The sequence below is a fragment of the Pseudomonas sp. EA_15y_Pfl1_P101 genome, assembly GCF_963970835.1.
GTDB lineage: Bacteria > Pseudomonadota > Gammaproteobacteria > Pseudomonadales > Pseudomonadaceae > Aquipseudomonas > Aquipseudomonas tritici.
In genome coordinates, this window is record NZ_CAXAPA010000004.1 from 72660 (window position 1) to 87999 (window position 15340).

The following is a 15340-nucleotide window of genomic DNA, read 5'->3' on the forward strand; positions in this document are numbered from 1 at the left end:
GGTCAGCTAATTTTTTTTGCCAAACAATTAAATTAAAATTTAAAAACAAGATTTGAATTTGATTCCAAATTTTGTAGTGTGGCGCCACGCAGGTCACTTCGACCGGCCGCGCATTGGCAATACCCTGAATCGAATATGAGGTATCCCCATGGTTATCTGGTTATTGATGGGCCTCGCCGCCGCGATTGCCCTGGCATATCGACAAGCCGCCGCGACCCTGTGGTTGTTCATTGGCCTGATCTGGCTGGCGGCAGGTTACCTGTTCAACGTGGTCGCCGGTTTCGGCGTGAGCGTCGCGGCGGTGCTGGTGGTGTTGCCGGCGTTGTTGATGACGATCAAGCCCCTGCGCCGCACCTTGCTGACTCGCCGGGCCTTGAGCCTGTTTCGTACGATTATGCCGGCCATGTCCGACACTGAGCGTGCCGCTATCGAGTCTGGCACCGTGTGGTGGGACGCCGAGTTGTTCAGCGGCAAGCCGAATTGGCAGCGCCTCTTGCAAGCTGCTCCGGCCAGCCTGAGCGCTGAAGAACAAGCCTTCCTCGACAATGAAGTGGAAACGCTGTGCGACATCGCCAATGACTGGGAAACCACCCAGGTCTGGCAGGACATGTCGCCGCAAGGCTGGCAGTACACCAAGGATGCCGGGTTCCTTGGCATGATCATTCCCAAGCAGTACGGCGGCAAAGGGTTCTCCCACTACGCGCACTCGCAAGTGGTGATGAAGCTGTCGACGCGCTGCTCGGCGGCGGCGATTTCGGTGATGGTGCCCAATTCCCTGGGCCCGGCGGAGCTGCTGTTGCATTACGGCACCGATGCCCAGCGAAATTACTACCTGCCGCGTCTGGCGCGGGGCGAGGACATCCCGTGCTTCGCGCTGACCAGCCCATACGCCGGCTCTGATGCGGGGGCGATTCCCGACCTGGGCATCGTCTGCAAAGGCACCCATGAAGGCGAGGAAGTGCTGGGTTTTCGTGTGACCTGGGACAAGCGCTACATCACCCTCGGCCCGATTGCCACGGTGTTGGGCCTGGCATTCCGCGCCGAGGACCCGGACGGCTTGCTCGGCGCTCCCGGTTCACTCGGCATCACCTGTGCACTGATTCCAACGTCGCATCCCGGCGTGAACAGCGGTCGCCGTCATTGGCCATTGAATGCCGTGTTCCAGAACGGTCCTACCACCGGTAAGGATGTCTTCATCCCACTGGAATGGGTGATCGGTGGCCGCGAGCAAATCGGCAATGGCTGGCGCATGTTGATGGAATGCCTGGCCGCGGGGCGGGCGATTTCCTTGCCGTCGGCCAACGTCGGCCTGGGCAAGGTCGCGGTGCGCGGCACCACGGCCTACGCTGCCATGCGTAAACAGTTCGGCCTGCCTATCGGGAAATTCGAAGGCGTGCAGGCGCCACTGGCACGCATGGCTGGGCACCTGTATGCCTGCGATGCGGTGCGTAAAGTCTCGGTAGCGTCCCTGGATGCGGGTGAGAAACCCTCGGTGATCTCGGCCATCGCCAAGTACCACGTCACCGAGCGCGCGCGCATCATCGTCAATGACGGCATGGACATCGTTGCTGGCAAGGGCATCTGCATGGGCCCGAACAACTTCCTGGCGCGTGCCTATCAGCAAAGCCCCATCGCCATTACCGTGGAAGGCGCGAACATCATGACGCGCTGCCTGATCATCTATGGCCAGGGGTTGATTCGTTGCCATCCTTATGTGTTCCGCGAAATGGAAGCGGCACGCAACCCGGACCGGCGCAAGGCGCTGGAAGCCTTCGACAGCGCGATGTTCGGCCATGTGAGCTTTGTGCTGGCTAACACCGTACGCGCGGCGGTGCATTCTCTGACGGCGGGGCGGCTGATATCCGTACCGGCCAAGACCGACCCCGCGCTGGCGTCCTACTACCGCCAGGCCAATCGTCTGTCGGTGGTGCTTGCGTTGATTTCGGACGTTTCCATGGGCGTACTGGGCGGGGCCCTCAAGCGCAAGGAAAGTATCACCGGGCGCCTGGGGGATATTCTGTCGCAGCTGTACATTTTGTCCTGCGTGCTCAAGCGCTTCGAGGATGACGGCCGGCCCCAGGCGGACCTGCCGTTGGTGCACTGGTCGGCCCAGGATGCATTGCTGCGGGCTCATGAAGCGCTGGCCGAGGTGCTCGACAACTACCCGTCAAAAGCGGCGGCGGCCGTGGTGCGGGCGTTGACGTTCCCGTTCGGTATCCCGCTGCGCAAACCTTCGGACCGTCTGCTGGCCGAGGTGGCGGATGTGGTGCAGACACCAGGCGAAACCCGCGAACGCTTGCTGGCCAATTCCTACATCCCACGTCCGGAAATCGACAAATTGGCCTACGGCGAACTGGGCTTCCGCCTGTTGCCGCAGGTGGAGTTGATCGACGCCCGACTCAAGTCCGCCGTCAAGCAGGGCTTGATCGAACCGATGCCGATCTCAGCCACAGCCTTCACCGCCTGGCGCGTCAAGGCGCGGGCGCTGGACCTGATCAGCGACGACGAAGACACCTTGCTCGGTCGCTATGTGGAATACGCCGACCACGGCATCCAAGTGGATGACTTCCCGCAGGACTTCGGGTTGCTGGAGGCGTTGCAGCGGCGCAAGCAAGCGCTGGAGCCTATGCCAAAGCGCCGAACCGCCCAAGGTGAAAACGCCTCGGTCAATTGAGTGGCACTGAATGTACACGGTCAGTGTGGGAGCTGGCTTGCCTGCGATGCTGACGACTCGGTCCATCAGAAGCACCGAGGTGATGCCATCGCAGGCAAGCCAGCTCCCACATTGATCGGGTTTACACGCCAAGACAGTGGGTCTACTTATGAGTGACAGCTACCTTTCTTTCGTCAATTCCCCTTGGGGCCGTCGCCTGGCCCAGGCCGTTGGTCTGCCGCAACCCTTGCCGCTGCAACGTCATCGCAGCGGCCAGCAAGGCCTGGCCAACCCGGTGATCCTCGCCGGGGCAGGGCGCCTGGCCTTTGAGGTGCAGCGGATTTTCGCGGCCACCGACACAGTCACCGCTACCCCGGCCACGCTCAAGGCGCCGTCCACGGTGAACGTGCAGGGCGCGGTGTTTGACGCCAGCGCCGTGGCCGATCTGCAGCAACTGGATGAGCTCTATCTGTTCTTCCACGCCAACGCCAAGCGCCTCGGTCAGCACGGCCGCGTGGTGGTACTCGGTACCGCGCCGGAACACTGCCAGGACTTGCCCCAAGCCATCGCCCAACGCGCCCTCGAAGGCTTGGTGCGTTCGCTGGCCAAGGAGTTGCGCCGCGCGGTCACCGTGCAATTGATCTACGTGGCGCCGGGCGCAGAAGACGCACTGGACAGCAGCCTGCGGTTCTTCCTGTCGCGCCGTTCGGCGTATGTCTCGGGGCAAGTGGTGCGCGTGGAAAAGCCGGTGGACGGCCAGGTTCCCGTCGACTGGGACAAACCCTTCGCCGGCCGCCGCGCGCTGGTCACTGGCGCTTCCCGTGGCATTGGTTTGGCAATCGCCCAAGTGTTGGCGCGCGACGGCGCCCATGTGGTGTGCGTGGATGTACCGCAGGCCCAGGCGTCGCTGCAACAAGCGGCGCAGAGTGTCGGTGGTTTGGCGCTGCCCCTGGATATCACTGCAGCGGATGCTGCCGCACTGCTGCAGGCCCATGTCAGTCAATACGGCGCTTTTGACGTGGTGGTGCACAACGCCGGGATCACCCGCGACAAAACCGTCGCCAAAATGACCGAGGCGGCGTGGCGCAGTGTGCTGGCGGTCAACCTTGAGGCGCCCCTGCAACTCAGCGACGCGTTATTGCAAAACCAAGGGTTGAACCCCGGTGGGCGCATCGTGTGCGTGTCGTCGATTTCCGGCATCGCTGGCAACCTCGGGCAAAGCAATTACGCCACTTCCAAGGCTGGTGTGATCGGCCTGGTCCAGGGCCTGGCACCGCGTGCGGCGGCGCAGCACGTCACCGTGAATGCGGTGGCGCCGGGGTTTATCGAAACCCAAATGACCGCGAAGATCCCGCTGATGATTCGCGAAGCGGGGCGGCGCATGAATTCGCTGTCCCAAGGCGGGCAGCCGATCGATGTGGCCGAGACCATTGCCTGGCTGGCGCACCCAGCGTCTGGCGGGGTCAACGGCCAAGTCGTACGCGTGTGTGGTCAAAGCCTGCTGGGAGCCTGAGCCATGGACTACGTGACACAGATTATCGACCCACCGCCATCACGCACACGCTTGCTGCTGGACGGCGTGCGGGCCTTACGCAAGCCAGCGCTCGACGGTGCGCCTGTATTGCCCAAGGAACGCCTGGTGCGCTCGGCAGTGGAGTTATCCGCCGCTGGCATCGCCGCGTATGGCCGTGCCTGTGGTTTTCGCCGCGAGCAAGGCGTGCCGCTGTCTTATCCCCATGTGTTGGCGTTCCCGCTGCACCTGATGCTGCTGACCCGCCCGAGTTTCCCGTACCCGGCCAGCGGCATGGTGCACCTGGCGAATCGCATTCGTCAGCACCAACGCCTGCACGAAGGCCAGGCCTTGCGCCTGGAAGTGTATTGCGAGCGCTGGGTCGCGCATCCCAAGGGGCAGGCGTTGAGCATCGCGACCCGTGCCTACAGCGCTGGCACCCTGGTATGGGAAAGCGACAGCCTGTACCTGCGCCGGGATGTCAAAGACCCGGTCGGCGAGCCCTGGGACGACGCGTTGCCGTTGCAGGAAGAAGGGGTGTTGCGCACTCAACGTTGGGTATTGCCCGCCGACCTGGGCCGGCGCTTTGCCAAGGTCTCGGGGGATTTCAACCCGATCCACATGTCGCTGATCGGCGCGAAAATCTTCGGCTTTCGCCGTGCCATCGCCCACGGCATGTGGACCTTGGGCCGTGCCCTTGCTGCGCAGCAACCGCCCGGTGGGCTGGACCAGGCCGAGGCGCATTGCGACTTCAAGCTGCCGATCTTCCTGCCCGGCCAGGTCGCGCTGTGGAACCGTCCGGCAGCGGGCCCGTGCCGTGAGTTTGAAGTCCGCAATTTCGCAGGTGACAAGCCTCACATGCGTGGACTGTTCGTCTGGAAAGAGAGCCTTAAATGACTGATTACAGCTTCAACCCAGCCCCGGTTCGCCGCGTCGCGATTATCGGCGGTAACCGCCTCCCTTTTGCGCGCTCCAACACGGTGTATGCCCACGACAGCAACCAGGACCTGCTGGTCGCCGCTTTGCAGGGGCTGGTCGACCGCTACAACCTGCACGGCCAACGCCTGGGTGAGTTTGCCGCCGGCGCGGTAATCAAGCATTCGCGGGATTTCAACCTGGCGCGTGAGTCGTTGTTGTCCACCACCTTGTCTCCGGATACGCCGGCCTATGATGTGCAGCAAGCCTGCGGCACCGGCCTGGAAGCAGCATTGCTGGTGGCGAACAAGATCGCACTGGGCCAGATCGAGGTGGGCATTGCCGGTGGTTCCGACACCACCTCCGACGCCCCCATCGGGATCAACGAATCCCTGCGCCACACCTTGCTCGCCGCCAACCGCGCCAAGGGCATGGGCGACAAGCTGAAAGCGCTGCTCAAGGTTCGGCCGTCGATGTTTTTCAAGCCCTTGCTGCCCCGCAATGGTGAGCCACGCACCGGCCTGTCCATGGGCGAACACTGCGAGGAAATGGCCAAGCGCTGGCAGATCAAGCGTCTGGCCCAGGATGAGCTGACACTCACCAGCCATCAGCGCCTGGATGCCGCATACAAATGTGGCTTCTTCGACGACCTGATCAGCCCCCATCGCGGCCTGGCCCGGGACAATAACCTACGCGCTGACGCCAGCCTGGAGAAACTCGCCGGGCTGTCACCCGCTTACGACCGCCAGAACGGCACGCTCACCGCAGGCAACTCCACGCCGCTGACCGACGGCGCTTCGGTGGTGTTGCTGGCCAGCGAAGAATGGGCGGCCGAGCACGGCTGGCCAGTGCTGGCTTACCTGCGGACCGGCGAAACGGCAGCCGTGAACTTTGTCGACGGCACCGAAGGCCTGCTGATGGCCCCGGCCTACGCGGTGCCACGCATGCTCAAACGTGAAGGCCTGAGCTTTAATGACTTCGATTTTTTCGAGATCCACGAGGCCTTTGCCGCCCAGGTGCTGTGCACGCTAAAGGCCTGGGAAGACGCCGATTATTGCCGCGAGCGTCTAGGCTTGGACGCGCCGCTGGGGCCCATTGACCGGTCGAAAATGAACGTCAACGGTGGCTCGCTGGGCTGCGGTCACCCGTTCGCCGCCACCGGAGGCCGGCAATTGGCAGCGCTAGCCAAGATCATCCATGAGAACGGCGGCGGGCGCGGCCTGATTTCCATCTGTGCGGCAGGCGGACTGGGCATTACCGCCATCGTCGAAAAGTAGCGCTATCAAAAACAACAATAAGGAGACTGCCATGAACGCTGTAAGCCTGGAACAAACCGAACGGATCTGGCTTGACGCTTACCTGCCTGGCGTCCCGGCGGATATCGATGCCGCGATTGAAGATTACCCATCGTTGCGCGAGGTGTTCCTCGAACACTTGGAGAAATTCCACGAGCGTGTGGCGTATGTGAGCATCGGCACCGAAATGACCTACGCTGACTGGCAGGTGCAAGGTATTGCGTTCGCCGCCTGGTTGCAGGGCCAGGGTGTGCAAAAGGGCGACCGCGTGGCGTTGATGATGCCCAACTGCTTGCAGTACCCGATCTGCCTGCTGGGTACGATCCTGGCCGGCGCGGTGGTGGTCAATGTCAACCCGCTGTACACCTCCCATGAACTCAAGCATTTGCTCAAGGACAGCGGCGCGCAGACCGTGGTGATCTTCGAAAACTTCGCGCATACCCTGGAAAAAGTCATTGCCGGCAGCAGCGTCAAGCGCGTGGTAATCGCGGCCATCGGCGATTTGCTCGGCACCTTCAAGGGCGCAGCGATGAACTTTATCCTGCGTAGCGTGCAAAAGCAGGTGCCGGCGTTCAATCTGCGCGGCTCGGTGCGGTTCAATCAGGCCTTGAAACAGGGGCGCGGGCTCAATCATTTTCCGGTGGAAATGCACCTCGATGACCTGGCTTTCCTGCAATACACCGGCGGCACCACCGGCGACGCTAAGGGCGTGATGCTCAGTCATCGCAACATCATCGCCAATCTGCTGCAGGCCAAGGCCTGGGTCGGTGACCAACTGGACCAGCACAAGCAGGAAACCAACGTCATCTTGCTGCCGCTTTACCACATCTTTTCGCTGACGGTGAACTGCCTGATGTTCATGTGCCTGGGCGGGCGCAATATCCTGATTGCCAACCCACGGGACGTGAAGCGGGTGCAGATGATCCTGCGCAAGGAGCGCTTCAACGGCATTGCCGGGGTCAACACGTTGTTTAATGGCTTGCTGGAAAACAAGGCGTTTTGCGCGCGGGACTTTTCCGACCTGCGCATGGTGATCGCGGGCGGCATGGCCACCCACACCGCAGTGGCCAAGCGTTGGAAGGAAGTCACCGGACTGCCGATCATCGAAGGCTATGGCCTCACCGAGTGTTCGCCGGTGGTGAGCATCAGCCCGATCAATATTGCGCGCATGCGCGAGATGGAATTCACCGGCAGCATCGGTGTGCCATTGCCGTCGACCTGGGTGCGGTTTATCCGTGAAGACGGGGAGCTGGCCGAGATTGGCGAGCAGGGCGAACTACAAGTGCGCGGGCCGCAGGTGATGCAGGGCTACTGGAAACGCCCGGAAGCCACCGCCGAGGTGCTGGATGCCGAGGGATGGCTGTCGACCGGCGATATCGGTGTGATGGACGAGCGTGGCTATATCCGCCTGGTGGATCGCAAGAAAGACATGATCCTGGTCTCGGGCTTCAACGTGTACCCCAATGAAATCGAAGACGTGGTGGCGTTGCACCCAGGGGTGGCGGAAGTGGCGGCGATTGGGGTGGAAGATGGCGTGACGGGGGAGAAGGTCAAGATCATCGTGGTGCGCAAGGACCCGAACCTGACGCAGGAGCAGATCCTGGCGCATTGCCGCGAGTATCTGACGGGGTACAAGGTGCCGAGGTATGTGGAGTTTCGGACCACGGAACTGCCTAAGACCACCGTGGGTAAAGTGCTGCGCCGAGCCTTGCGCTGACTCGAAGGTTTAGGTGATCCAAATGTGGGAGCTGGCTTGCCTGCGATAGCGGTGTAACCGTTACACCGCTATCGCAGGCAAGCCAGCTCCCACAAAGTTCTGTGGTGGATTTTAGAGTGAGTTCACGGCTACCCAGCGTTCTTCCCTGGCAGCCAGGCGAATCGCCGTCGCCAACCGCTCAACCTCCCATGCCGCCTCAAAGTCAGTGCCATCCGTACCTTGGCCCGCCACGGCCAGGATCAACGCCTGCACCTCCAGCGTTTTCAACTCGTTGTACCCCAACTGGTGCCCCGCAGCCGGGCTGAACGCCGCATAGCCGGGCAGGGCGGGACCGGCCAACAGACGCTGGAAACCCTCCTGACCAACCCGGCAAACGCGCAACTCATTCAAGCGCTCCTGATCGAACGCCAGCGTGCCTTTCGTCCCGCTGATCTCGAAGCTCAGGTGGTTCTTGTAGCCATGCTTGAGCCAGCTACTGCTCACCGTGCCGCGCGCGCCGTTGGCGAAACGCAGCAAGGCATGCACCTGATCGTCCACGGCGATGGGTTTCACCTCCGTGCTCCCTTTGACGGCAGGGCGGCGGGCGTGGACGGTCTGGGTATCGGCACACACGCTGACTACATCCCCCAGCAGATAGCGCGCCATCGACAGCAGATGGCTGCCCAAGTCCGCCAGCGCACCGCCGGCATGTTCCACTTCGCAGCGCCACGACCAAGGGGACGTCGGGTCGGCCATGAAGTCTTCGCTGAATTCACCCTGGAAGCTGATGATCTCGCCAAGCTCGCCAGTGGCAATCATCTGTCGGGCCAGGGTGATCATCGGGTTGTGCTGATAGTTGTAGCCGACCCGCGTGACCACGCCGGCCGCACGGGCGGCGCGGCGCATGGCGTCGGCCTGCTCCAGGCTGACCGCCAGGGGCTTCTCGCAGTAAACCGCCTTGCCTGCCGCGATGGCGGCCATGGCCATTGGGTAGTGCAAATGGTTGGGGGTGGTGATGGCCACTACACCGACGCCGGGATCATTGATCAACGCCTGCCAGTCGCCGTGGGCCTGGGCAAACCCCCAGGCATTGGCGCAGCGCTGCGCACGCTCGGTGTCGGCATCGGCCAGGGCGGCCAGCTTGAGCTGTACCGGCAGCTCAAATACCGCTCGCGCATTGTTGAACGCCAACGCATGGGCGCGGCCCATGAAGCCTGTGCCGATCAAGCCGATTCCGAGTTCGCGCATTGCCGTGGTCCTTTGCATTATTGTTTTGAGAAAAGGTATTAATGGAATAAAAATTCACTAAATTCAATAGATGGAATAAAAATTCATTAAGCCGCTGAAGATCACCTCAGCGAATGCAGCTATATTCAGGTGATGGGGAAATGGCATCAGTTAACAAAAGATAACGTAGCGCCGATTGTCAGACGATTCGAAAGCCCGATAGGATGGCCCCTGCTTCCTCCAGGCGCTCTAGATTGCAGGTTTCAAGGCCCCGGAAGGCAGGCGATAACAATAATAAATGGGAGAAAGGTCTATGAGTGAGCCTGTCATGGGTTGGGTTGTTTGCCGCCCACGCGCCGCACGCACGGTTGCGTTGTTGGCCACAGCGCTCTCGTTGCTGGTCGGTGGCGTGTTGTCCACGTCCGCACTGGCAGCCAGCGATACCACCGCAACGCCTGCGTTTGCGATTGAATCCCCCAAGGCCGCCAAAGGCCTGATGATCGACGTGGTCCATGCCGGCAAGCGGCTGGTGGCCGTTGGGGATCGCGGGCATATCCTCTATTCCGATGATCAGGGCAGCACCTGGACCCAAGCCAAAGTCCCCACCCGGCAACTGCTCACGGCGGTGTTTTTTGTCGATGAGAAGCAGGGCTGGGCGGTGGGCCATGATGCGCAAGTTCTCGCCAGTTCCGATGGCGGCGCTACGTGGACCCGGCAGTATCAAGACCTCAAACACGAAGCCCCGTTACTCGACGTGTGGTTCAACAACGCCAATCACGGCCTGGCCGTCGGCGCCTACGGTGCGTTGATCGAAACCACCGACGGCGGCAAAACCTGGAACGACGTCAGCGACCGCCTCGACAACGAAGACCAGCTCCACCTCAACGCCATCGCCCATATCAAGGACGCCGGCCTGTTCATCGTCGGTGAGCAAGGCAGCATGTTCCGCTCCAGCGACGACGGCCAGACCTGGGAAAAACTCGAAGGCCCTTACGAGGGCTCGCTGTTTGGTGTGATCAGCACCGCCCAACCGCAGACCCTGTTGGCTTATGGCTTGCGTGGCAACCTTTACCGCTCCGCGGATTTCGGCAGCACGTGGGAACAAGTCGAGCTGAACGCGGCGCGGGGAGCGCTGGAGTTCGGTTTGTCGGGCGCGACTTTGCTGGATGACGGTTCCATCGTTGTCGTCGGCAACGGTGGCAGCGTGGTGATCAGTCATGACGGCGGGGCGACCTTCAGCGTGTTCAACCGTCCGGACCGTATTTCGCTGTCGGCCGTCACGGCGGCAGGCAATGGCAACTTGATTCTGGTCGGGCAGGGTGGCGTTCGTGTTGCCATGCCCACCGGCGCTGAACCGACAAAACAATAAGAAGGCGGGCAAAGAATGAGCAGTCATCACAACGATAAAGCGACCTTTCTTGAGCGCCTGATCTTCAACAACCGCCCGGCAGTGATCGTCATCTGTCTGCTGGTGAGTATTTTCCTGTTCTGGCAGGCGACGTTGATTCGCCCGTCCACTAGCTTTGAAAAGATGATCCCTCTCAAGCACCCCTTCATCGAGAAGATGATGGAGCACCGCAACGACCTGGCCAACCTGGGCAACACGGTGCGCATTTCGGTGGAGGCCAAGAACGGCGACATCTTTACAAAGGAGTACATGGAGACCCTGCGCCAGATCAACGACGAAGTGTTCTACATCTCCGGCGTCGACCGTTCGGGCCTCAAGTCGCTGTGGAGCCCCAGCGTACGCTGGACCGAAGTGACCGAAGAAGGCTTTGCCGGTGGTGAAGTGATTCCGCAGAGTTACAACGGCTCGCCGCAAAGCCTTGATCAACTGCGCAACAACGTGCTCAAGTCCGGCCAGGTCGGGCGCCTGGTAGCCAACGATTTCAAATCAAGCATTGTCGATATCCCGCTGCTGGAGTCTTACCCGGATCCGCAGGACCAAGGCACGTTGCTGGCCCTTGACTACCGCAAGTTCTCCCATGAGCTTGAAGACAAGATTCGCGACAAGTTCGAAGCGCAGAACCCCAACGTCAAGATCCACATCGTCGGTTTTGCCAAGAAGGTCGGCGACCTGATCGATGGCCTGGTGATGGTGGTGCTGTTCTTTGGCATCGCGTTTGTCATCACGCTGATTCTGCTGCTGTGGTTCACCCACTGCCTGCGCAGCACCATTGCGGTGTTGAGCACGACATTGGTGGCGGTGGTCTGGCAGCTCGGGTTGATGCACTTTTTCGGCTTTGGCCTCGATCCGTATTCGATGCTGGTGCCGTTCCTGATCTTCGCCATCGGTATTTCCCACGGCGTGCAGAAGATCAACGGCATCGCGCTGCAGTCCAGTGAGGCCGACAACGCGCTGACGGCGGCGCGACGCACATTCCGGCAGCTGTTCCTGCCGGGAATGATCGCGATCCTCGCCGACGCGGTGGGCTTTATCACGCTGTTGATCATCGATATCGGCGTGATCCGCGAACTGGCCATCGGCGCGTCCATTGGGGTGGCGGTGATCGTGTTCACCAACCTTATCCTGCTGCCGGTGGCGATCTCCTATGTCGGCATCAGCAAGCGCGCCATTGCCCAAAGCAAGAAAGACGCGCACCGCGAACACCCGTTCTGGCGCCTGCTGTCGAAATTCGCCAGCGCCAAAGTGGCGCCAGTCTCGATCCTGCTCGCGTTGGTCGCCTTTGGCGGTGGCCTCTGGTACAGCCAGAACCTGAAGATCGGCGACCTGGACCAAGGCGCGCCGGAACTGCGCCCGGACTCGCGCTACAACAAAGACAACAACTTCATCATCAGCAACTACTCGACCAGCTCTGACGTGCTAGTGGTCATGGTCAAGACCAAGGCCGAAGGCTGCTCGCGCTATGAAACCATGGCGCCCATCGACCAGTTGATGTGGAAGATGCAGAACACTGAAGGCGTGCAGTCGGCGATCTCGCTGGTGACCGTGTCCAAGCAGATGATCAAGGGCATGAACGAGGGCAACCTGAAATGGGAAACCCTGTCGCGCAACCCCGATGTGCTGAACAACTCCATCGCCCGTGCCGATGGCCTGTACAACAACAACTGCTCCGTGGCCCCAGTGCTGGTGTTTCTCAACGACCACAAGGCCGAAAACCTCGACCGCGCGGTGCATGCGGTGCAGGACTTCGCCAAGGAAAACAACAGGGATGGCCTGGAATTCATTCTAGCGTCTGGTAATGCCGGGATCGAGGCAGCTACTAACGAGGTGATCAAGGAATCGGAGTTGACCATCTTGATCCTGGTGTACCTGTGCGTGGCGACCATGTGCATGATCACCTTCCGCTCCTGGGCCGCGACCCTGTGCATCGTGCTGCCGCTGGTGCTGACCTCGGTGCTCGGCAACGCGCTGATGGCGTTCATGGGGATCGGCGTCAAGGTCGCGACCTTGCCGGTAGTGGCCTTGGGCGTGGGGATTGGCGTGGACTACGGCATTTACATCTACAGCCGCCTGGAAAGCTTCCTGCGTGCCGGCCTGCCGCTGCAAGAGGCGTACTACCAGACGCTCAAGTCCACCGGTAAAGCCGTACTGTTCACCGGTTTGTGCCTGGCGATTGGCGTGTGCACCTGGATCTTCTCGGCCATCAAGTTCCAGGCCGACATGGGCTTGATGCTGACTTTCATGCTGCTGTGGAACATGTTTGGTGCGCTGTGGCTGCTGCCGGCGCTGGCGCGGTTCCTGATCAAACCGGAGAAGTTGGCGGGGCAGAAGGGCAATTCTTTGTTTGCTCACTGACCGATAGAGACCATTGCCGCAAGGCACTGCGGGGGAATTGACCTATCATGTGTCTTTTCCCCCGCAGTGACTTCACATCATGACCGACGCAGCACCCAACCTGAGCACCGCCCTCAAAGACAGCGACATGCTGATCATCAACGGGCTGCACGCCTTCGACTTCACGTTCGATCAGCACTTGCAGATCGAAAGCATGGACGGCCGGGAACTCAAGCGTTGGACGTTCAGTCCAGATCAACTGAACGCCGCCACCTTTGATGGCAGCTTGCAAAGCTGGCTCTTGAGCAACGAAGACGGTGAACACCGTCTGGTCTGCCTGAGTGCGATCAAGGGCGACAACAACAACGACGAGGATGAAGCGGATGATGCGTAAATTCTGGCCCCTGCTGATGGCCGGCAGCGTAGGCGCGATGTCGGTGCAAGCCGCGCCGGCCGACACCTATGAACTGCTGGTGGGCACCTACACCGCTGGCACCAGCCAAGGCATCTACCGCCTGCAATTCGACAGCCGTACCGGCACGTTCCAAGGCCAGCCGGTGTTAGCGGCCAAGGCGGCGAACCCGTCGTGGCTGACGGTCTCCAAGGACCAGAAGCACCTGTTTGTGGTCAACGAAAACGGGCCGGGCCAACAGGATGCGGTCGGCCGCGTGAGCAGCTACAGCATTGATCCGCAGAATCATCAGTTGACCTTGATCAACCAGGTCCAGAGCCTTGGCAACGAGCCCACCCATTCCAGCGTGGCTGCCGATGGGCGCTACCTGTTTGTGGCCAACTACTCGGTAGTGGAAGATCCGGGCGGAAGCCTGGCGGTGCTGCCGGTCGATGCCGAGGGCAAGCTGTCAGCCCCGGTGCAACTTAGCGGCCACCCGGCCAGCCGCGTCAACCCGGAGCGCCAGGCATCCAACCATGTGCATTCGGTGGTGTCGTCGCCAGATGGCAACTACGTGTTCGTGCAGGACCTGGGCGCGGACAAGGTGTTTGCCTATCACTACGACCCCAAGGCCAATCATGAACTGCCATTGACCCCGGCCACTCCGGCCTCGGTGCAACTGCCGCCGGGCAGCGGTCCGCGTCACTTGTTGTTCAGCGCTGATGGCAAGCATGCCTGGCTGACCACCGAGATGAGCGCACAGGTCGCGGTGTTTGACTACAAAGACGGCCAACTGACCCAGACGCAACGGGTGGATTTGGCGGCCGAGCAACCGGTGTCCGACAAGGCCAGCGCCGCGCTGCATGCGTCCAGTGATGGCAAATTCCTCTACGTGAGCAACCGTGGCACGGCCAATCAGTTGCTGGTGTTCAGCATCGACCCGGCTACCGCGCACCTCAAGGAACTGCAACGCCGTTCAGTGGACGGCGACCACCCGCGCGAGTTCAGCCTGGACCCGAGCGGCAAGTTTTTGCTGATCGCCAACCAGAAAAGCAACGAAATCGTGGTGGTTGAACGCGACCCCAAAACCGGTCTGCTGGGTAAAACCGTGCAGAAACTGGCGATTGATGCCCCCAGCGACCTCAAGTTCCTGGTGCGTCAATAAGCCACAGGCCCCGCACTGTGGGGCCTGACCCGGTGTATTAATTTTATTAATAGCGGCTACTGTTTCAAAGCATTTCTAAGGTTTAACCCTCGGGCGTAAGTTTGGTTCCAAGGCCTTCCAAGGCCACTCAACCAAATGAACACAAGGGTTACCGACATGAACTTGAATCTCTTCTCCATCATCGCCGCTTCCGCTGTTTCCGCCACTGTTGCCCTGCCAGCGGCGGCCAGTGTGGAAGTCTCCGGCAAAAAATCCAGCACCAGCGCCTACACCCAGAAATACCTGCAACAAAGTGCCAACTTCTACGCCGCACTGGATCACAAGACTCAGCAATAACCTGCACAAAAGCAGACGCCAAACCACTGGAACGAAGCCTGGCTCGTTCCAGTGGTTTGGCGTTTGTGCATCTGCAGAATAAAAATGATTGATATCACATTGCCATGTGTTTAAATTTGACGCTCAAATATTGACGCATTTATTCCTGGAATCGACAGCATGGCACTCCGACTCTCCGCACTCATCCTGGTTCTCTACTCCGCCCCCATCCTGTCCTCCATACAAGGGGTGGACGGTGAGCCGGAGATTGCCCGTGAGCGGTTGCTTAACCTGGTTGAAGGCTAAGCCGAATTGCAGTAGTGAGCGGGCTTGTCCCGCGCTGGGCTGCGAAGCAGCCCCAAAACCAGGCGCCGAGGAATACCTGACACCGTGCGGCGTTTTCGATGGGGCCGCTTCGCAGCCCCGCGCGGGGC

At 60.8% G+C, this 15340-nt stretch carries 11 protein-coding genes; 10 read left to right on the forward strand and 1 reads right to left on the reverse strand.

The window, feature by feature from the left end; all coding sequences use genetic code 11:
• Positions 1–148: 148 nt before the first annotated feature.
• The 5 genes from AACY36_RS07155 to AACY36_RS07175 all read left to right on the forward strand — a co-directional run bounded on the left by AACY36_RS07155 (position 149) and on the right by AACY36_RS07175 (position 8090).
• Complete coding sequence (locus tag AACY36_RS07155) at positions 149–2674, forward strand: acyl-CoA dehydrogenase (RefSeq protein ID WP_339415906.1); 2526 nt, start codon at positions 149–151, stop codon at positions 2672–2674.
• A 148-nt stretch (positions 2675–2822) separates the two neighbouring features.
• Positions 2823–4166, forward strand: coding sequence for a 3-oxoacyl-ACP reductase (locus tag AACY36_RS07160; protein WP_339415907.1), 1344 nt, complete (start codon positions 2823–2825; stop codon positions 4164–4166).
• A gap of 3 nt (positions 4167–4169) precedes the next feature.
• A complete protein-coding gene (locus AACY36_RS07165; RefSeq protein WP_339415908.1) occupies positions 4170–5060 on the forward strand; it encodes a MaoC/PaaZ C-terminal domain-containing protein in 891 nt (296 codons plus the stop codon).
• Entirely contained in the window at positions 5057–6355 is a 1299-nt protein-coding gene (locus AACY36_RS07170) for an acetyl-CoA C-acetyltransferase (RefSeq protein WP_339415909.1), read from the forward strand. The genes AACY36_RS07165 and AACY36_RS07170 overlap by 4 nt, the downstream gene beginning before the upstream one ends.
• A 31-nt stretch (positions 6356–6386) precedes the next feature.
• Positions 6387–8090: an AMP-binding protein gene (locus tag AACY36_RS07175; protein WP_339427588.1), complete on the forward strand. Its 1704-nt coding sequence runs from the start codon at positions 6387–6389 to the stop codon at positions 8088–8090.
• Positions 8091–8201: 111 nt separating this feature from the next.
• Here AACY36_RS07175 and AACY36_RS07180 read toward each other — a convergent pair whose 3' ends face one another.
• Positions 8202–9317: a Gfo/Idh/MocA family protein gene (locus tag AACY36_RS07180; protein WP_339415912.1), complete on the reverse strand. Its 1116-nt coding sequence runs from the start codon at positions 9315–9317 to the stop codon at positions 8202–8204.
• A 307-nt stretch (positions 9318–9624) separates the two neighbouring features.
• Between AACY36_RS07180 and AACY36_RS07185 the strand changes: the two genes are divergently transcribed.
• The 5 genes from AACY36_RS07185 to AACY36_RS07205 all read left to right on the forward strand — a co-directional run bounded on the left by AACY36_RS07185 (position 9625) and on the right by AACY36_RS07205 (position 14927).
• Positions 9625–10665, forward strand: a complete 1041-nt coding sequence (locus AACY36_RS07185) for a WD40/YVTN/BNR-like repeat-containing protein (RefSeq protein WP_339416327.1) — start codon at positions 9625–9627, stop codon at positions 10663–10665.
• 15 nt (positions 10666–10680) lie between these two features.
• Complete coding sequence (locus AACY36_RS07190; protein WP_339496850.1) at positions 10681–13056, forward strand: efflux RND transporter permease subunit; 2376 nt, start codon at positions 10681–10683, stop codon at positions 13054–13056.
• Positions 13057–13135: 79 nt separating this feature from the next.
• Entirely contained in the window at positions 13136–13429 is a 294-nt protein-coding gene (locus AACY36_RS07195; RefSeq protein ID WP_339415915.1) for a DUF5629 family protein, read from the forward strand.
• On the forward strand, positions 13419–14591 hold the full coding sequence (locus AACY36_RS07200; RefSeq protein ID WP_339427587.1) for a lactonase family protein: 1173 nt from the start codon (positions 13419–13421) through the stop codon (positions 14589–14591). The genes AACY36_RS07195 and AACY36_RS07200 overlap by 11 nt, the downstream gene beginning before the upstream one ends.
• A gap of 156 nt (positions 14592–14747) precedes the next feature.
• Positions 14748–14927, forward strand: coding sequence for a hypothetical protein (locus AACY36_RS07205; RefSeq protein ID WP_016980181.1), 180 nt, complete (start codon positions 14748–14750; stop codon positions 14925–14927).
• Positions 14928–15340 lie beyond the last annotated feature (413 nt).